This window comes from Variovorax sp. SPNA7 (genome assembly GCF_033807855.1).
Taxonomy (GTDB): domain Bacteria; phylum Pseudomonadota; class Gammaproteobacteria; order Burkholderiales; family Burkholderiaceae_C; genus Variovorax; species Variovorax beijingensis.
This window is the reverse complement of the sequence record NZ_CP138513.1, coordinates 3035794-3054521: the sequence shown is the minus strand read 5'-3', so window position 1 is coordinate 3054521 and position 18728 is coordinate 3035794. Positions and strand designations below refer to the sequence as shown.

General features: G+C 68.8%; 17 protein-coding genes. 8 read left to right on the top strand and 9 right to left on the bottom strand.

Annotated features, from left to right (window positions below; genetic code table 11):
* The first annotated feature begins 76 nt into the window (after positions 1–76).
* Entirely contained in the window at positions 77–1024 is a 948-nt protein-coding gene (locus RZE77_RS14245) for an adenylate/guanylate cyclase domain-containing protein (protein WP_319438041.1), read from the top strand.
* Between the two features lie 125 nt (positions 1025–1149).
* Positions 1150–1509: a hypothetical protein gene (locus RZE77_RS14240; protein ID WP_319438040.1), complete on the top strand. Its 360-nt coding sequence runs from the start codon at positions 1150–1152 to the stop codon at positions 1507–1509.
* A gap of 17 nt (positions 1510–1526) precedes the next feature.
* Here RZE77_RS14240 and RZE77_RS14235 read toward each other — a convergent pair whose 3' ends face one another.
* From RZE77_RS14235 to RZE77_RS14215, 5 genes are all read right to left on the bottom strand, one after another.
* Entirely contained in the window at positions 1527–1889 is a 363-nt protein-coding gene (locus RZE77_RS14235; RefSeq protein ID WP_319438039.1) for a response regulator, read from the bottom strand.
* 74 nt (positions 1890–1963) lie between these two features.
* Positions 1964–3184 carry a hybrid sensor histidine kinase/response regulator gene (locus tag RZE77_RS14230; RefSeq protein WP_319438038.1) on the bottom strand — a complete coding sequence of 407 codons (1221 nt, stop codon included), beginning with the start codon at positions 3182–3184 and terminating at the stop codon, positions 1964–1966.
* Positions 3174–3779, bottom strand: a complete 606-nt coding sequence (locus RZE77_RS14225; RefSeq protein WP_319438037.1) for a chemotaxis protein CheB — start codon at positions 3777–3779, stop codon at positions 3174–3176. The genes RZE77_RS14230 and RZE77_RS14225 overlap by 11 nt, the downstream gene beginning before the upstream one ends.
* Positions 3776–4630: a CheR family methyltransferase gene (locus tag RZE77_RS14220; RefSeq protein ID WP_319438036.1), complete on the bottom strand. Its 855-nt coding sequence runs from the start codon at positions 4628–4630 to the stop codon at positions 3776–3778. The genes RZE77_RS14225 and RZE77_RS14220 overlap by 4 nt, the downstream gene beginning before the upstream one ends.
* Positions 4627–8121, bottom strand: a complete 3495-nt coding sequence (locus tag RZE77_RS14215; RefSeq protein WP_319438035.1) for a response regulator — start codon at positions 8119–8121, stop codon at positions 4627–4629. The genes RZE77_RS14220 and RZE77_RS14215 overlap by 4 nt, the downstream gene beginning before the upstream one ends.
* A 128-nt stretch (positions 8122–8249) precedes the next feature.
* Between RZE77_RS14215 and RZE77_RS14210 the strand changes: the two genes are divergently transcribed.
* Positions 8250–10607, top strand: coding sequence for a helicase C-terminal domain-containing protein (locus RZE77_RS14210; protein WP_319438034.1), 2358 nt, complete (start codon positions 8250–8252; stop codon positions 10605–10607).
* A complete protein-coding gene (locus RZE77_RS14205; protein ID WP_319438033.1) occupies positions 10576–11184 on the top strand; it encodes an alpha-ketoglutarate-dependent dioxygenase AlkB in 609 nt (202 codons plus the stop codon). Before RZE77_RS14210 ends, RZE77_RS14205 begins: the two co-directional genes overlap by 32 nt.
* Here the strand turns inward: RZE77_RS14205 and RZE77_RS14200 are convergent.
* Entirely contained in the window at positions 11148–11861 is a 714-nt protein-coding gene (locus tag RZE77_RS14200; RefSeq protein WP_319438032.1) for a UdgX family uracil-DNA binding protein, read from the bottom strand. The genes RZE77_RS14205 and RZE77_RS14200 overlap by 37 nt on opposite strands.
* Positions 11862–11903: 42 nt before the next feature.
* Positions 11904–12101: a hypothetical protein gene (locus RZE77_RS14195; RefSeq protein WP_319438031.1), complete on the bottom strand. Its 198-nt coding sequence runs from the start codon at positions 12099–12101 to the stop codon at positions 11904–11906.
* Between the two features lie 425 nt (positions 12102–12526).
* Between RZE77_RS14195 and bioA the strand changes: the two genes are divergently transcribed.
* The 3 genes from bioA to bioD are packed head-to-tail and all read left to right on the top strand — an operon-like array spanning position 12527 to position 15937.
* A complete protein-coding gene (gene bioA, locus RZE77_RS14190; RefSeq protein ID WP_319438030.1) occupies positions 12527–13924 on the top strand; it encodes an adenosylmethionine--8-amino-7-oxononanoate transaminase in 1398 nt (465 codons plus the stop codon).
* Positions 13908–15140, top strand: a complete 1233-nt coding sequence (bioF, locus tag RZE77_RS14185; protein WP_319438029.1) for an 8-amino-7-oxononanoate synthase — start codon at positions 13908–13910, stop codon at positions 15138–15140. Before bioA ends, bioF begins: the two co-directional genes overlap by 17 nt.
* Positions 15141–15160: 20 nt before the next feature.
* Entirely contained in the window at positions 15161–15937 is a 777-nt protein-coding gene (gene bioD, locus RZE77_RS14180; RefSeq protein ID WP_319438028.1) for a dethiobiotin synthase, read from the top strand.
* Here bioD and RZE77_RS14175 read toward each other — a convergent pair.
* Positions 15920–16969 carry an aldo/keto reductase gene (locus tag RZE77_RS14175; protein ID WP_319438027.1) on the bottom strand — a complete coding sequence of 350 codons (1050 nt, stop codon included), beginning with the start codon at positions 16967–16969 and terminating at the stop codon, positions 15920–15922. The genes bioD and RZE77_RS14175 overlap by 18 nt on opposite strands.
* Before the next feature lie 253 nt (positions 16970–17222).
* On the opposite strand from RZE77_RS14175, the gene RZE77_RS14170 reads away from it, so the two are divergent.
* Positions 17223–18215, top strand: a complete 993-nt coding sequence (locus RZE77_RS14170) for an AraC family transcriptional regulator (RefSeq protein ID WP_319438026.1) — start codon at positions 17223–17225, stop codon at positions 18213–18215.
* 18 nt (positions 18216–18233) lie between these two features.
* On the opposite strand, the gene RZE77_RS14165 is transcribed toward RZE77_RS14170, so the two are convergent.
* Positions 18234–18677 carry a universal stress protein gene (locus RZE77_RS14165; protein WP_319432723.1) on the bottom strand — a complete coding sequence of 148 codons (444 nt, stop codon included), beginning with the start codon at positions 18675–18677 and terminating at the stop codon, positions 18234–18236.
* Between the last annotated feature and the right edge of the window lie 51 nt (positions 18678–18728).

The window sequence follows — 18728 nt, the reverse complement described above, 5'->3', positions numbered from 1 at the left end:
ACACACTTTACGTTGCACTTAAAGCCTCCGTAGTGATATGAGTACAAAAGTAATATAAACAGGCCGCTGTCACAGCATGGACGTCAATTCCACAGTCGTATTCGCAGACCTGACCGGAAGCTCCAGGGTTTTCGAAGCCATGGGAAATGCGCGCGCCACCGATACGGTGACGCGGCTGACCCAATGGATCGGCGGCGTCTGCCAGGCGCACGGCGGCAGGGTGGTGAAGTCGCTCGGCGATGGCGTGTTCGCCATTTTTTCGAACGCGGCCACCGCCATGCAGGCGGTGATCGAACTGCAGCGCTATCACCAGAAACGCCTCATGACCTGGCCTGTGCCGCTGCGCATGGCGCTGCAGATCGGCGTTGCAAGCGGCGAGGTGGTCGAGGTCGAGGGCGACTGCTTCGGCGATGCCGTCAACCTGGCGTCGCGCCTGAGCGACCTGGCGGGACCGGGGCAGATCTGGGCCACCGATGCAGCCATTGCGCAGTTGGGCGAAACCGGCGTCCGGCATCGCGACCTGGGGCTCATCACCATCCGCGGGCGCAGCGAGATGTCGGCCGTCCACCGCATCGACTGGCAGGAGGAAATGACCTCGTTCCTCACGCTGCCGGCCGCGCTGACGCCGCTGCGGCTGCCCGATTCCTCGATGGGCCAGATCGAGCTGGCGTGGCTCGACGTGCGTTCCACCTTCCGCACCGAAGAACTGCCGATCCATCTCGGGCGCGTTCGCGATGCGCAGTTCGTGGTCAACGATCCGCGCGTCTCCCGGCTGCATGCGCGCATCGAACTGCGGCATGGCAGTTGCGTGCTGACCGACCTGAGCACCTACGGCACCTGGGTCCGGTTTCACGGCAACGGCGGGCCGAGCCAGGAGGTGGCGCTGAGGCGCGAGGAATGCGTGCTGCACGGAAGCGGCGAGATCGGCCTGGGCGCGCCGCTGAGCGATTTCACCGCGCCGACGATCGCCTTCAATACGGCCGGCGCCGAGGTGCAGCTTTCGCACCGCGAGATCACGGGCTGAGCGGCACGCGCCGCGCAGTGACGTTTGGCAACGATCCGGCGAGGCGGCAGGTGCACTCGCAAAGGGCTTCGGGCGTTGCAACCACCATGGGTGCTGGTCGTCAGCACCCTCTCAAGGGAGCTGCAGTGAAATTCAAAAACAAGCGTTCTTCAGTCTTCAAATGGGTGGCCATTGGCGCGATTGCGGCCAGTGCGCTGCTCGCCGCGGGCGTGGCCAGCGCGCGCGGAAGCTGGTCGGTGCAGATCGGGGCGGGTGGCTACCCGGCGCCGTACTACGCGCCCCCGCCGCCTGCCTACTATCCGGCACCGATCTACTACGCGCCGGCCCCGCCGGTCTACTACCGTCCGCCGCCGCCCGTGTACTACCGGCCGGCGCCCGTCTATGCACCGCCGCCCGGACGGATCTACTACGGCCCGGGCTACCCCTACCGCCCGCCAAACGGCGACGAGTGGGACAACGACCGGGAATACGAAGACCGGGACTGAGCGGCCAGGTGCCGCGCTCAGCGCGGCGGCGCGGACAGGATGGCGGAGAGTTCGCCCATGTCGATGGGCTTCTGCAGGTGGTGGTCGAACAGGTTCTGCGTTGCGGCGCCGGCCGCCTCTTCCTCCGAAAACCCCGAAATGGCGACAAGCAGCCGAGGGCCGCGGTCCGCGGCGGCCGAACGCAGCCGCCGCGCCACCTCGGTGCCGGGAAAGTCGGGCAGCGTGAGGTCGATGAGCGCCGCATCGAAGCGCTCCTCCGCCGCTGCATCCATGGCCTGCTGCGCCGTGTAGGTGCAGCGGGCGGTATGGTCCTGCAGCGTCAGCAGTTCCTGCAGCAGGTCTGCCGCGGCTTCGTTGTCATCGACGATCAGCACATTCACTGGGAGGAGGCTTTCAAGCAAGTTGTATCCACCCAGTATCCCGGCCAATCGCCTCCCGTGCAGTAGGAGGGCGCCTACGCCCGCACTTGCGTCGCAGTCTTCGCGGCGGCCTGCAGCGGCAGCTCGACATGGAACAGCGAGCCTTCGCCGGACCGGCTCTCCACCTCGATGCGCCCGCCGTGCAGGCCCACGATCTTGCGCGTGATGTAGAGCCCGAGGCCCAGCCCGGGCGCATGCTTGCGGCTGTCGTCGGTGCGTTCGAACTGCTCGAAGATGCGCTCCTGGTCTTCGGGCGCAATGCCGATGCCCTGGTCGCGCACGGTGATGTGCGCGGTGCCGTCCCGCTCGTACAGCATCATCTCCACGGGCTTGCCGCCGCCGTAGCGCAGCGCATTGGTCAGCAGGTTGGTCAGCACCTGCTCGATGCGGAACTCGTCCCACACGCCACGCAGCTCGCCCGGCGCTTCCAGTGCAATGAGAGAGCCCGCGGCCTCGGCCTGCTGCTTCAGGCCTTCCACCACGGCCCGCGCGAGCGCGGCAAGGTCGACCGGCTTGGGCTGGATCGACAGCGCGTCCCTTCGCATGCGCGTGACGTCGAGCATGTCGTCGATCAGCCGCACCATGTTGCGGATCTGCCGCTGGTCGCGCTCGATCATGGCGGGCAGGCGATCCGCGGCAAAGGACTCCAGCTTGCCCCTGGACACCTGGACCTGGCGCAATTGCGTTTCGAGGTAGAGGGTGTTGAGCGGCGTGCGCAGCTCATGCGAGACCATCGACATGAAGTCGTCGCGCATGCGCACCGCGCGTTCGAGTTCGTGCTGGGTGTGGCGCAGCTGCTGGACCAGTTCTTCCTGCTTCTGGTTGGCCACTGCGAGCGCATTCATTTCGTGCCGCAGCGCCTTGCGGTGGCAGTACAGGTCGACGAACACGTTGACCTTGCCGGTGACGGCATGCGGATCGAGCGGCTTGTAGAGGAAGTCGACCGCGCCGCTTTCATAGCCCTGGAACGCGTAGTTCGAATCGCGGCCCGCCGCCGTCACGAAGATGATCGGGATGTGCCGCGTGCGCTCCGTGCCGCGCATCAGCTCGGCCAGCTCGAAGCCGTTCATGCCGGGCATCTGCACGTCGAGAATGGCCAGCGCGAACTCGTGGTCCAGCAGCAGCGCAAGCGCCTCCTCGGCCGAGGCCGCGCGGTATACCGCACGTCCCGGGCCGCGGATCAGGGCCTCGAGCGCAAGAAGGTTTTCGGGCAGGTCATCGACGATCAGCAGCTTGCTTTCGACGTCAATGGGCATGGGCGGACTCCAGTTGCAGCAGCAAAGTGCGAAGCTCGCGCAGGGCAAGCACGTGATCGGGGGAATGGCGGGCAATGGCTGCCCGGGGCATGGTGGGAATCTGGGCTTCCTCCGGGTCCTGGACGGCGGTGATGCCGCCGGCCATGTGAATGCGCAACAGGCCTTCGGCGCCGTCGTCGTTCGCGCCCGTAAGCAGGAAGCCGGCGAGCGCGGGGCCGTAGGCATCGGCGGCCGAGGCCATCAGCACGTCGATCGAGGGCCGCGAAAAGTGCACGGGCGGCTCGCAGCTGAGCGAAAAGCACCGGTCGCGCTCGATCGACAGGTGATAGCCGGGCGGCGCGAAATACAGGCTGTCGGGCGCGACCGGCATCTTGTCGGCGGCCTCGTGCACCGGCATGTGCAGCCGCTCGGCAAAGATCTCGGCCAGGTGGCTCTGGTGGCCTTCGGGCAGGTGCAGGACCACCACCACTGGAAGCCGCCACGGCGGCGGAATACCGTGCAGGAGCGCCAGCAGCGCCTCGATGCCGCCCGCGGACGCGCCGACCACCACGGCCTCGACGCGCCGCGCAGGGGAGGGGCGGGCATCCGGCTTCATGTGGCCTTGCGGTAGATGCGCTCTGGCTGCGAATGGGCGTCGAAGCGCTCGGCGTAGCTCGAGAAGTCGATGCTCTCCTTCGCGCCCAGGCCCAGGAAGCCGCGGTGGCAGAGCGACTCGTGGAACAGGCCGAGCGCGCGGTCCTGCAGCTCGCGGTTGAAATAGATGAGTACGTTGCGGCACGAGACGAGCTGCGTCTCGGCAAAGACGCTGTCGGTGGCCAGGCTGTGGTCGGCAAAGATGACGTCGGCGCACAGCGCCGGGTCGAAGCGCGCGGCGTCGTAGGCCGCGGTGTAGTAGTCGGAGAAGGAACTGCGCCCGCCGGCGCGCTGGTAGTTGGCCGTGTAGCCGCGGATCGATTCGATCGGGAAGATGCCCTGGCGCGCCTTCTCGAGCGAGGCCGGGTTGATGTCGGTGGCATAGATCTGCGTGCGGGAGAGCAGGCCTTCCTCGCGCAGCAGGATGGCCAGCGAAAAGACCTCCTCGCCGGTGCTGCAGCCCGCCACCCACACCTTGAGGGACGCATAGGTGTGCAGGATCGGCACCACGTGCCGGCGCAGCGCCAAAAAGTAGGCCGGGTCGCGGAACATCTCGCTCACGGGGATCGTCAGGAATTCGAGCAGCCGGCCGAACAGCAGCGGATCGCGCAGCACCTTCTCCTGCAATGCCGAGATGCTCGGCAGCCCGAACTGCGCGAGCGCGTGCAGCACGCGGCGCTTCTGCGAAGCCACGGTGTAGTTGCGGAAGTCGTAGCTGTAGCGCAGGTAGATGGCTTCCATCAGCAGCCGAAGCTCGATCTCCGTGTTGCTCAGCGCGGATGGCAGGGGCAGGGATGCGGCATTGGGGTTCACAGCCGCTCCATTTTGGGCATCCACACGCGCAGAAGGGAGAACAGGCGCTCCAAATCCACAGGCTTGGCCAGGTAGTCGCTGGCGCCCGCGGCCAGGCACTGCTCACGGTCGTCCTTCATGGCCTTGGCGGTGATGGCGATCACGGGCAGCTTTTCGAAGCGCGGGTCCGCGCGCAGCCGGCGCGTGGCCTCCAGGCCGTCCATCTCCGGCATCATCACGTCCATCAGCACCAGGTCGATCTCGCGCGCCTGGTCGAGCTTCTGGAGCGCCTCGCGGCCGTTGCGGCCGATCTCGACCGTGGCGCCGCGCTGCTCCAGCGCGCTCGTGAGCGCGAAGAGGTTGCGCACGTCGTCGTCCACCAAAAGAATGGTGCGGCCCTCGAAGATGCGGTCGCGTCCGCGCGCCGCCTTCAGCATGCCCTGGCGCTCGCTGGACAGCTCGGCCTCGACCTTGTGCAGGAACAGCGTGACCTCGTCGAGCAGGCGTTCCGGCGAGCGTGCGCCCTTGATGATGATGGAGCGCGAATAGCGCTGCAGCTCGGCTTCCTCGCTGCGCGTGAGGTTGCGCCCGGTGTAGACGATCACCGGCGGGAACGAGACGATTTCTTCCGACGCCATGCGCTTGAGCAGCTCGCTGCCCTGCATGTCGGGCAGGTGCAGGTCGGTGATCATGCAGTCGAAGACGCGCCTGCGCAGCAGTTCGAGCGCCTCTTCGCCGGAACCCACGGCGGCGATCTCGATGTCTTCGTCGCCGATCAGTCGGATCACGCTTTCGCGCTGCAGCGCATCGTCCTCGACCAGCAGCACGGCCTTGACCTTCTGCGTGAGCTTTTCCTCGAGCCGGGCGAACACCTGCATCAGTTCGGCGCGGGTGGCCGGCTTCTGCGCATAGCCGATGGCGCCCATGTGCAGGGCGGCGGCCTGCGCGTCGTCGGCGGCCGAGACCACGTGGATGGGGATGTGGCGCGTCTGCGGCGAATCCTTCAGGCGCTGCAGCAGGCCAAGCCCGGTGCTGTCCGGAAGGCGCATGTCGAGCAGGATGGCATCGGGCAGGAACTGGTGCGCCAGCTCGAAGCCGTCGGCCGCGCCATGGGCGACCAGGCAGCGGTAGCCGAGCTCGTGCGCCAGGTCGTAGAGGATGTGCGCGAACTGCGGCTCGTCCTCGATCACGAGCACCCGGCGCACCTGGTCGGGTGGCAGCGTGCGGTCGTCGGCAAAGGAGGGCGGCGGCACCGCAACGGGCAGCGAAGGTGCCGCGGGCGTGGCGTGCGCAGCAGGGAAGGGCGCGCGCCCCGCTGCGGACCTTGCGGGCGTCGCAGCAGGGGGCCGAGCAGCCTGTTGCGAGGCCTGCGGCGCCGCGGCCGGCAGCTGCAGCGTGAAGGTGCTGCCCCGTCCGGGCTGGCTTTGCAGCGTGAGCGTGCCGCCCAGAAGGCGCGTGAGGTCGCGCGAAATGGAAAGACCCAGGCCGGTGCCGCCATAGCGGCGGCTGGTGGTGCCGTCGGCTTGCTGGAAGGCTTCGAAGATCAGCTCCTGCTGCTCGGGCGCAATGCCGATGCCCGAATCGCTCACCGCGAAGACCGCGCCGCCATCCGCAGCCGCCGAGACCGTGAGCGCCACCTCGCCGCTGTTGGTGAACTTGATCGCATTGGAGAGCAGGTTCTTCAGGATCTGCTCGACGCGGTGGCGGTCGGTGGCCAGCGTGGCGGGCGTGCCGGGCTGCATCTCCAGGCGGAAGGCCAGCTGCTTCTCGGCGGCCAGCGGCCTGAAGGTGCTCTCCAGGCTCTGCGCGAGCTTGCCCGGCACCACCTCCTCGATCACGACTTCGAGCTTGCCCGCCTCGACCTTGGAAATGTCGAGGATGTCGTTGATCAGCACCAGCAGGTCGTTGCCCGACGCGTAGATCGACTCCGCGAACTTCACCTGCTCGGGGCTCAGGTTGCCCTGCGGGTTGTCGGCGAGCAGCTTGGCCAGGATGAGCGCGCTGTTGAGCGGCGTGCGCAGCTCGTGCGACATGTTGGCCAGGAACTCCGACTTGTAGCGGCTGGCGCGCTGCAGTTCGTCGGCGCGGTCTTCCAGGTCGCGCTGCACGCGGCGCAGGGCCGCATTGCGCTGGTCGAGCGCCTCGGTGCGCTCGGAGAGCTGGCTGTTGGTCTGCTCCAGCTCGGCCTGCTGGTTCTCCAGCATGGCCTGCGAAGCCCGCAGTGCGCGCGACTGTTCCTCGAGTTCCTCGTTGGCGGTGCGCAGCTCTTCCTGCTGCACCTGCAGTTCCTCGTTCAGCTGCTGCGTTTCAGCCAATGCGTCCTGCAGCTGCTCGCGGTAGCGGGCCGCCGCGAGGGAGTCGCCGATGTCCTCGGTCACCAGGTCGAGCAGTTCGTTGGTCCGCGCATCGGGCACGCCCGGCAGTCCGAGTTCGACCACGCCGTTCACCACGCCGTCGCTCGACACGGGCACCAGCAGCACGGCCGCGGGCGCCATCTCGCCGAGGCCCGAGTTGACCTTCAGGTAGTCGGCCTGGATCGGCTCCACGAGCATGCGTCGCCGTTCGGCCGCCGCCTGCCCGACCAGGCTCTGGGTCGGCGAGAACACCTGCGGCGAGGCCTCGGCCTCCATCGAGAAGCCGTAGCTCGCGGCGCGGCGCAGCGTGCCTTGCCGCTCGCGCACGTACAGCGCGCCGACCGCGCTGCCCAGGTGGCGCGAGAAGAAAGCCAGGACCTTGCGGCCCAGGTCGTTGGCATTCAGTTCGCCCACCAGTTCGCCCACCAGCTCGGTCTGCGCGCTGCGCAGCCACGCCTGCTGCGCCAGCCGCTCGGCATGCGCGGCCTGGTCCCGCAGCACCGCGTCGTAGCTGTTCGAAAGCCGCACGAGCTGCCGGCGCCCGAAGTAGGCCACCATGCCGGTGAATACCAGCGTGAACAGCAGGAACACGGCCACCACCAGCCAGGCCGTGCGGTTGACCTCTTCATTGCGCTGGTAGCGCAGGCCCTCTTCGGTGTCCATGAAGGCCGCGAACTCGGCGCGCATGTCGTCGCGCAGCTGGTTGCCCCGGACTTGCCGCACCGCCTGCTGGTAGTTGCCGCCGGCGCGCCGCAGGGCGATCAGCTCCTGCGCGAATCCGTTCCAGGCATCCTGCAGCGTCGCGATGCGCTCGACCCGCTCCGCCTGCTGCCGGTTGTCCAGCACCATTTCGCGGAGCGCGGCGGTGTCGCTCCTGATCTTCGGCAGCGCGCTCTGGTAGGGCTCGAGAAAACTCTCCTCGCCGGTGATGAGGAAACCGCGCAGGCCCGTTTCCATGTCGATGCTGCGGCGCTGCAGGTCGCTGGCACTGCGCGTCACGCGGTCGGTCTGCTCGACCCGGCCGATGGTGATCAGCAGGAACACGATCAGGCTGACGAACACCAGGGCGCCGACCAGGCCGCCCAGCAGCGGCCACTTGAGGTTGCGGCTCAGCAGGCGGTCGAAGTCGTCGGGGTCGATCGCGGTCGGCGTTTTCATTCGAACAGGATTTGTAAGCAAAACTTTTGAAGTTTTGCCGAATTCTGGAGCGCCGGGTGTCGGAGAAGGCCCCGATACCGTTTTGCAGCGGTGCGGTCGCTATACTGTTGTTTTATACAGCATCAGCCGTGACCACGGACCTTTCCACCCAGTCGCCAGAAGAGGCGCCCGATGCTCGCACCGTCTCCGTGAAGGCCTTGTGCGCCTTCGGTGCCAAGGCCGGCGACCTCGACCTGCGCTTCGTGCCCGCACCCAGTGCGCTCGAAGGCATGGCCGGCCACGCGCTCGTGCAAGGCCGGCGCGGCGACGGCTATGAAAGCGAGGTGCCGATGGTCTCCCGCTGCGGCGCGCTCCAGGTGCGCGGCCGTGCCGACGGGTACGACCCGCGCGAACCCCGCGTCGAGGAGATCAAGACCTTCCGCGGCGACTTCGATGCCATCCGCGGCAACCACCGGGCGCTGCACTGGGCGCAGGCCCGCTGCTACGGCTGGATGCTCTGCGAGATGCACGGCCATGAGCACATCACCGTCGCGCTGGTCTACCTGGACCTCGGCACCGGCGAGGAAACCGTGCTGGAAGAGCAGCACACGCGGGCCGAGCTGCAGGCGCATTTCGAGCTTCTGTGCGCGCGCTACAGCGCCTGGGCTCAGAGCGAGGCCGCTCACCATGCGGCGCTGGGCCATGCACTCGGCCGGCTCGAATTTCCGCATGGCTCGTTCCGGCCCGGCCAGCGGGAGCTGGCCGAGGCCGTCTACCGCGCCGCCGTGAACGCGCGCTGCCTGATGGCGCAGGCGCCCACCGGCATCGGCAAGACGCTGGCCACCATCTTCCCGCTGCTGAAGGCGCGGGCCGCGCGCAAGATCGACAAGATCTTCTTTCTCACCGCCAAGACCTCGGGCCGCGCCGTGGCGCTCGACGCATTCCGCGTGCTGGGCAAGGACTGCGCGCAGGTGCGGGTGCTCGAACTCACGGCGCGCGAAAAAGTCTGCGAATACCCCGACCGCGCCTGCAACGGCGATGCCTGCCCGCTCGCCAAGGGCTTCTACGACCGCCTGCCCGCCGCGCGCGAGGAGGCCGCGCAGGCCACCAGGCTCGACCGGCCGACGCTGCGAAGAATTGCGCTGGCGCACACCGTATGCCCCTATTTCCTCGCGCAGGAAATGGCGCACTGGTGTGACGTGATCGTGGGCGACTACAACTACTACTTCGACGGCAGCGCCTTTCTCTACGCCACCATGAAGGACGCCGAATGGCGCGCGGCGGTGCTGGTCGATGAGGCCCACAACCTGCTGGAGCGCGCGCGCGGCATGTACACGGCGCGGCTCGATGGCCTCGCGCTCGAAGAGGCCCACCGCGTGGCGCCCGCCTCGGTGCGCGGCGCGCTGGGACGGCTGTACCGCGAATGGGACACGGTGCAGCAGGCGCAGCTCGAGCCCTACGACACCGCCGACGAAATTCCCGAACGCTTCGCGCGCACGCTGCAGGCCGCCAACACGGCCATGGGCGAATACTTCGCGGCCACGCCCGACGCGGCGCAAGGGCCGCTGCAACGCTTCTTCTTCGATGCGCTGCAGTTCGCCCGGCTGGCCGAAGCCTTCGACGACCATTCGGTCTTCGAACGCACGCTCGGCCCCGCGCACGACCAGCAGCAGCGCAGCCTCGCGATCCGCAACCTGGTGCCGGCGCCGTTCCTCGAGCCGCGCTTCGCGGACGCCGCATCGGTCACCTGTTTTTCCGGCACCCTGTCGCCCTTCGAGTTCTACCGCGACGCGCTGGGGCTGCCGCCGGAAACGATGCTGCTCGACGTGGCCTCGCCATTCCGCAGCCAGCAGCTGCGCGTGGAGGTGGCCATGAACGTGTCGACGCGCTTTCGCGACCGCGCGGGCTCGCTCGCTCGCGTGGCCGGGATCATCGGCGCGCAGTTCGAGCGCATGCCGGGCAACTACCTCGCGTTCTTCAGCAGCTTCGACTACCTCGAAAAGGCCTGCGCGGCCTTCCTGGCCGGGCACCCCGGCGTGCCCGTGTGGGCCCAGACGCGCGGCATGGCCGAGGCCGATCGCCACGGCTTTCTCGCCCGCTTCGAGGAGGGCGGCCGGGGCATCGGCTTTGCCGTGCTCGGCGGTGCGTTCGGCGAAGGCATCGACCTGCCCGGCAGCCGGCTGATCGGGGCCTTCGTGGCGAGCCTGGGCCTGCCGCAGCACAACGCACTCAACGAGATCACGCGCGAGCGCATGCAGGCGCGCTTCGGCAAGGGCTACGAATACACCTACCTCTATCCCGGCCTGCAGAAGGTGGTGCAGGCGGCCGGCCGCGTCATTCGCACCGAGCAGGACAGCGGCGTGCTGCACCTGCTGGACGACCGCTTCGCGCGCGCCGAGATCCGGCAGCTGCTGCCGCCCTGGTGGGAGCTGCGGCTGGGCGGGCCGGTGCACGCGGGCGAAGGAGAAAGCATCGATGCGTTCAGCCAGGCACATCCAGTTCGCTGACGAGCCCGACCTGTTCGGCGAGGCGCCCGCGGCCGCCATCGAGGGCCTGCGCTACGAGCGCGAATTCCTCACGCGCGCCGAGGAGGCCGAGTTGCTGCGCCTGGTGCAGGGCTTCGAGCTGCGCGAGATGCGCTACAAGGAATACACCGCGCGCCGCCGCGGCATCAGCTTTGGCGGCAGCTACGACTTCGACAAGCACCGGCTGCGGCCCGGCGCTGCGATGCCCCCCGCGCTTCACCCGCTGCGCGCGCGGGTCGCCGCATGGATGGGCACGGCGCCCGAGGATTTCGCCCACATGCTGATCTCCGAATACCGGCCCGGCACGCCGCTCGGCTGGCACCGCGACGTGCCGGACTTCGAGGACATCGTGGGCGTTTCGCTGCAGGGCGACGCGGTGATGCAGCTGCGGCCCTATCCGCCGGCCAGCGCCAGCGCACCCGCGAGCCTGCAGCTGCTGATCGAGCCGCGCTCCATCTACATGCTGCGCGGCGAAGCGCGCTGGGCCTGGCAGCACAGCATTGCGCCGACCGAGGCGCTGCGCTATTCCATCACCATGCGCACGCGGCGCCGCGCATGACTTGCGGCGGGCCTTGCCGCTGGCTTTTTCGCGGCAGGCTGTTTTTCGGCGGGGCGCCTGGCCCCGGCTTTCTTCATCAGTTCCGAAGCCATCGACAGGTCCTTGAGCCAGGCTTCCCAGGCCGCTTCGCGCTGCAGCGGGTCGCCGCGCAACAGGGCGGAGGGATGCAGCGTGACCAGCACGCGGCGGCCGGTTGCGGCATCTTCGACCCACTGGCCGCGCTCCTTCATCACCGCGACCGGGCGGCCGAGCAGTGAGCGCGCGGCCGTGCCGCCGAGCGCAATATAGGCGCGCGGCTGCACGAGCTCCATCTCGCTTTCGAGCCAGTGATGGCAGGCCTCTGCCTCGCGCTGGCCCGGGGTCTTGTGCATGCGGCGCTTGCCGCGAAGCTCGTACTTGAAATGCTTCACCGCATTGGTCACGTAAAGCTTCTCGCGGGACCAGCCGAGTTCGGCCACCGCGCGGTCGAACAGCTTGCCGGCCGGGCCCACGAAGGGGCGGCCGACCAGGTCTTCCTTGTCGCCCGGCTGCTCGCCGACCACCATCAGCGCCGCGCCGACCGGCCCTTCGCCGAACACCGACTGGGTCGCATGCGCGCCCAGCGGGCATTCGCGGCAGGCATCGGTCGCCACGCTGAGCGCCTTCAGCGCGGCCGTGGCTTCGTTGCGATGGGACATGGTGCCGACTCCGGCGGGCCGGTGGCGTCCAGGCCGCTCTCGTCAATGCGTGGAACCGCCGGCGCCGCCGCGGCGGGACTGGCTCTGGTTGCTGCCGCCGACGTGGCTTTCGCGGTCGTGGCGGCTCTCGATGGTGCGGCGCGGCTCGTTGCGCGGTGTCGGACTCTGGTGGCCGGCCTTGTTGTGCTGGGGAGGCAACGAACCACGCTCGTCGGGCGTGTTGGGGTTCGTCTTGGACATGGGCTGCTCCTTCGAATGAATGAATGGATGAACATCTGTTTGTCCGCGCGGCGCCTGCCCGCCGGTGTCGGAATTGGCCCACCGCGGGCGTCGTCCAAGCCTCATGCGCGGGTACGGCGGGGCGTGGAATTTGCCGATAGCCGATATCGGCCACCAGACTGTCCGATCGCAAGATTGGCTGCCTCCCAGGAGGTGAGAACTCGATATTCCACAGCTATCTTTGTCGCCTGCAAGACAACTTGCATTTACCTTCCGCGCCAGCCTCCGCACATGAAGCGTCCCTGTTGCGCGAGGTTGATCCGAACGCGTGTCCTATCCCGGCCAACGTCGGTCAAGTGCCCGCATTCCGATGCCCACACCGGCGGTTTGCCGCGCCGGATTTGCGCCGATACGATCCCGCGCCTTGCCCCCAAAGGAATGCGCGGATGCCGCCAACGATTGCTTCTCCCTCGATGCCCTCGGCATCGAAAAACACCGCTTGGCAGCAGCGCAGCCGGCGCCACGTCTGGCATCCGTGCACGCAGAGCATCCGGCTCGAGGCGGTGCCGCCGCTGCCGATCGCGCGGGGCGAGGGCGTCTGGCTGTTCGACCACGACGGACGCCGCTACCTCGACGCGACGAGCTCCTGGTGGGTCAACCTCTTCGGCCATGCGCACCCGGCCATCAACGCGGCGCTGAAGGACCAGCTCGACACGCTCTCGCACGTGATGCTCGCGGGCTGCACGCACGCGCCAGCGGTCGAACTGGCCGAGCGGCTTGCCGCGCTGACCGGCCATGCGCTGGGCCATTGCTTCTATGCCTCGGACGGCGCCTCGGCGGTGGAGATCGCGTTGAAGATGAGCTTTCATGCGTGGCGCAATGCGGGCCGCGCCGGCAAGCAGAATTTCGTCGCGCTGCGGCAGGGCTACCACGGCGAAACGCTGGGCGCGCTGCATGTGACCGACGTGCCGGTGTTCCGCGACGCCTACGCGCCGCTGCTCGCGAATGCGCACCTCGTGGCATCGCCCGACGCCCGGGCCGCAGGGCCGGGCGAAGACGCCGCCGCCGTGGCGCGGCGCGCCGCGGCCGAACTCGAAGCGCTGCTGGCCGAACGGCATGCATCGATTGCCGCCGTGATCGTCGAGCCGCTGGTGCAATGCGCCACCGGCATGGCCATGCACGACCCCGAATACCTGCGCCTCGTGCGCGCACTGTGCGACCGCTACGGCGTGCACCTCATCGCCGACGAGATTGCGGTGGGCTGCGGGCGCACCGGCAGCTTCTTCGCCTGCGAGCAGGCCGGCATCTGGCCCGACTTCCTGTGCCTCTCCAAGGGCATCAGCGGCGGCTACCTGCCGCTGGCGCTGGTGATGACGCGCGATGCGATCTACCAGGGCTTCGTCGACGACGACGTGGCGCGCAGCTTCCTGCATTCCCATTCCTACACCGGCAACGCGCTGGCTTGCCGCGCGGCGCTGGCAACGCTCGACCTGTTCGAGCACGAGGACGCGCTGCGCCGCAACCGCGCCCGCGCCGAGCGCTTGGTCGGCCGCTTGCGCAAGGGGCTGCACGGCATGCCCGTCGATCACCTGCGCCAGCGCGGAATGATCACGGCCTTCGACGTGCGCGAGCCCGGCGCCCGGTTCGCGGAGCGCTTTCACCTGGCCGCGCGCGCGAACGGGCTGCTGATGCGCCCGATCGGCGCGACCGTCTATCTCATGCCGCCCTATGCGATCGGCGACGACGACATCGACCGGCTGGTCGACGGCACCCTGGCCACACTGGAAGCGGTGGCCGTTTCTGCCCACGCAGAGGAAGGAGGCCGCGATGCCGCGCTTGCTTGAACGCCTGCAGGACGAGATCACGGCGCTCGACGCGCAATCGCTGCGCCGCCGCCGGCAGATCGCCGAAACCGCCTGCGCACCCGCGCAATCGCTGACGCTGGCCGGCGCGAGCGCGCCGCGTACCATGCTCGGTTTCAGCAGCAACGACTACCTCGGCCTTGCCGCGCATCCGGCACTGGCCGCCGCACTGGCCGAGGGCGCGGCGCGCTACGGCACGGGCAGCGGCGGGTCGCACCTGATCCTCGGCCACTCGCGCGCGCATGCCGAGCTCGAGGAGCGGCTGGCCGGTTGGATGGCGCCGTTCATCCCGGAGGCGCAGAGCCTTTTCTTCTGTACCGGCTACATGGCCAACCTCGCGGTGCTGTCGGCGCTTGGCGGCGCGGAGGCAGTGATCTTTTCGGAGTCGCTCAACCACGCATCGCTGATCGACGGCGCGCGGCTGGCCAAGGCGCGGGTCGAACGCTATCCGCATTGCGACGTGGCCGCGCTCGACGCGCAGCTCGGCGCCTGCGATGCGCCGGTCAAGCTGATCGTGAGCGATGCGGTCTTCAGCATGGACGGCAACATCGCGCCCGTGGCCGAGCTGCTCGCGCTGGCCGAGCGCCACGACGCCTGGCTGGTGCTGGACGATGCGCACGGCTTCGGCGTGCTGGGCGCCACGGGCCGGGGCGTGCTGCAGGCCATGGGGCTGCGTTCGGAGCGGCTGGTGCTCATCGGCACGCTCGGCAAGGCGGCCGGGGTGTCGGGCGCGTTCGTGGCGGCGCACCGTACGGTCATCGACTACCTGGTGCAGCGGGCGCGGCCCTACATCTTCACCACCGCCGCGCCGCCGGCCATCGCGCATGCGCTGCTCGCGAGCCTTGCGCTGATCGAAGGCGAGGAGGGCAACGTGCGCCGCGCCCATTTGCATGCGCGCATCGCCCAGCTGCGCCGCGGCCTCGAGACGATCCTGCCGGCGGACGGCAGCGCCTGGCTGCCCGATTCGCCAACCGCGATCCAGCCGCTGATCGTCGGCGACAACGCGCGCGCGATGCAGACGATGGCGCAGCTCGATGCCCGCGGCCTGCGCGTCGGTGCGATCCGCCCGCCGACCGTGCCCGCCGGCACTGCGCGGCTGCGGATCACGCTGTCGGCCAGCCACTCGGAGGACGACGTGGCGCGGCTGCTCGATGCCTTGGGTGAAGCACTGGCGCAGCCGTGGAAGAAGGCGGCATGAGCCCCGCGTCGGGTGCACCCATGACACGTCGCCGCTGGTTCGTCACGGGCACCGACACGGGCGTCGGCAAGACGCTGGCCAGCAGCGCGATGCTGAGCCTGCTGGCCGCCTCGGGCCTGCGCGCGGTTGGCATGAAGCCGGTGGCCGCGGGGCTGGAACGGGTCGATGGCGCCTGGCGCAACGATGACGTCGAGCAGCTGCGCGCGGCCGGCAATGTCGATGCGCCCCTGGCCCTGCGCTGTCCGTACCTGCTGCGCGCGCCGATGTCGCCGCACCTGGCGGCCAGGGAAGAGGGCGTGCGCATCGAGTTGCCGCCGCTGCTGTCGGCCTTCGCGGCGTTGTCGGAGTGCGCCGACGCGGTGGTGGTCGAAGGCGTGGGCGGCTTCTGCGTGCCGTTCGGCGACGATCTCGACAGCGCCGACCTGGCCGTGGCGCTGGGACTGCCGGTGATCCTGGTGGTCGGGCTGCGCCTGGGCTGCCTGAACCACGCGCTGCTCACGGCGGAAGCGATCCGCGCGCGCGGGCTCGTGCTGGCGGGGTGGATCGCGAGCACCGTCGAGCCGGGCATGTTGGCGCCCGAGGCCAATCTCCAGACGCTGCGCGGCCGGCTCGGCGCGCCGCTGCTCGGTGTGGTGCCGCACCTGGCCGAGCCCTCGGCAGCAAACGCCGCGCGGCACCTCGACCTGCGCGCATTGCGCGCTACAGCGGCCTACGCGGCGCGCCAGTCAGCGGCGCTGGCCGAGTTCAGCCACACGGCGACGCCGGCCGAGTTCAGCCACTCAGCCGCGCTCGCCTGATTCAGCCAGCCGCTTCGCCCGCGCGCCGCCCTGGCGCTCCAGCATCCAGCCCGGGTACTCGGAGGGCAGGGCGCTCACCTTGCCGAGCGCGGCCAGCTCATCGGCGGAGAGCCGGATCGCGGCGGCGGCAATGTTGTCGTCCAGCTGCGCGACGCGCTTGGCGCCGACGATCACGCTGGTCACCACCGGCTGGTGCAGCAGCCACGCGAGCGCGATCTGCGCCACCGACACCTTGCGCGCTTCGGCCAGCTGGCGCATCACGTCGATGCAGTCGTAGGCGCGCTCGACGTTCACGGGTGGAAAGTCGAAGCTGGTGCGGCGGCTGCCTTCTTCGGCTTCGGTGCCACGCCCGTACTTGCCGCTCAGCAGGCCGCCCGCCAGCGGGCTCCAGACCATCAGGCCGAGGCTTTCGCTCTGCAGCATCGGCGCCAGTTCGCGCTCCAGGTCTCGGCCCGCGATGGTGTAGTAGGCCTGCAGCGATTCGAAGCGCGCAAGCCCCTGGCGCTCGGCGATGCCCAGCGCCTTCACGATCTGCCAGGCCGCCCAGTTGGAAACGCCCACGTAGCGCACGTGGCCCTGCTGCACCAGGTTGTCCAGCGCGCGCACGGTTTCCTCGATGGGCGTGACGGGGTCGAAGCCGTGGATCTGGTAGAGGTCGATGTGGTCCAGCTGCAGGCGCTTGAGGCTGGCCTTCACGCCGTCCATGATGTGGTAGCGCGAGGCGCCGGCGGCATTGGCTGTCTTGCCGGTCTCGCCGAACACCTTGGTGGCGACCACGACGTTCTCGCGCGGCACCTTGAGGTTCTTCAGCGCCTGGCCGGTGATGGTTTCCGACAACCCTTCGGAGTACACGTCCGCGGTGTCGATGAAGTTGATGCCGGCGTCGAGTGCGCGGCCGACCAGGCCTTCCGCCTCCGACTGCTGGAGGTTGCCGATCTGGCCCCAGATGCCGCTCGCGCCGCCGAAGGTCATGGTGCCGAGGCAGAGTTCGGAAACGAACAGGCCGGTGCGGCCGAATTTGCGGTACTGCATGAGAGATGTCCTTTGGGTGGGGGCGCGAGAAGAGGGGAAGAAGGGGAAGAGGGCCGGAAAGCCCCCGCCGTCCGCAAAAGTATCCGGCCGCGGCGCCGGGCATGGCGAGCGCGTTCCTGCAAAGTCCTTGCCTATTTCTCCAGACCTCCTGCGCGGGCCGTGCAGATTCGTTGGCGTGGCGCTAAGCTTTGAACCACCCGATCCTCCACGCCGGCCGCCACCGCGGCCCCACCCGTGACAAGGCCCCCCGAACATGCCCCAAGACACACCCGAAATCGCTGCCGCCATTGCCCAGCCGATGCCGCTGGAGCCCGAACTCGACGAAGCCAGGAAGGAACTGGTGGCGCTGATCAACCGCATCACGCGCGGCCAGGACGGCACCGTGGAAACGCCGGTGGCCGGCCTGCAGGTGTTCTGCATCAGCAAGCCCGACGGCCCCAAGCACGCCTTCGCGACCCCGGCGCTGGGGCTGATCGCGCAGGGCTCCAAGCGGATCATCGTGGGCGACGACATCTATGTGTACGACCCGATGCACTACCTGGTGACCTCGGTCGACCTGCCTGTGTGCGGCCAGGTGCGCCTGACGAGCGACAACGAGCCCTACCTGGGCCTGCGGCTGGAGCTGGCGATCGACGAGATCGGCAAGCTCATCGGCGACGAGAAGCTGCCCGCGAAGGCCAATGCGCCTGCTTCGCGCGGCATGTACGTCAACCGCATCGGCATGCCGGTGCTGGAGCCGGTGCTGCGGCTGCTGCGGCTGGTCGAGTCGCCCGAGGACGTGCCGATCATGGCGCCGCTCATCAAGCGCGAGATCATGTACCGCCTGCTGGTGAACGGGGAGGGCGCGCGGCTGCGGCAGATCGCGCTGCAGGACAGCCACACCCAGCGCATCGCCAAGGCCATCAGCGCGCTGCGCATCAACTATTCGCAGTCGCTGCGGATCGAGGACATGGCGCGCGCGGTGCACATGAGCGTGTCGTCGTTCCACCATCACTTCAAGGCCGTGACGGCCATGAGCCCGCTGCAGTACCAGAAGCAGCTGCGCCTGCAGGAAGCGCGCCGCCAGATGCTGATGGCCGGTGCCGACGTGTCGAGCGCGGCGCACAGCGTGGGCTACGAGAGCCCGTCGCAGTTCGCGCGCGAGTACAGCCGCATGTTCGGCGCGCCGCCGCTGCGCGACAAGCGCCGCTGGCTCAGCGAAGCCGAGAACGACGCGCTCGGCGCGGGGTCGATGCAGGCCGCCTGAAGCAGGCCCGCCGCGCGTTCAGCGCAGCACCAGCACCGGCAGGCTGGAGTGCGTCAGCACATGCTGCGTCTCGCTGCCCAGCAGCAGCCGCTTGATGCCCTTGCGGCCGTGCGAGGCCATCACGATCAGGTCGCACTTGTGCTTCTTCGCGGCGGCGACGATCGATTCGGCCACCAGGTCCGAGTTGGCGATGGCCTTCTTCAAGGGCACGCCGCTGGCCGCCGCGCGCGCTGCCACGCCGTCGAGCATGTCCTGCGCCTTGTCGTCCCACTGCTTCTCGACCCGGGCGATGTCTTCGGGCGAGAAGGCCATGGCGCCGTCGAAGTAGCTCTTGGGGTAGCGCGGCACCACGGTGAGCGCCACGAGGTCGGCATCGTGCCGGCTCGCGAGGGCGATCGCGCTCGTGACCGCCTTCTTCGAGAGCGTGGAGCCGTCGGTGGCCACGAGAATGCGCTTGTACATGGTTTTCTCTCCGGGAAAGTGTGCTGCGAGCTTAGGCAGGCGGCCACCCGC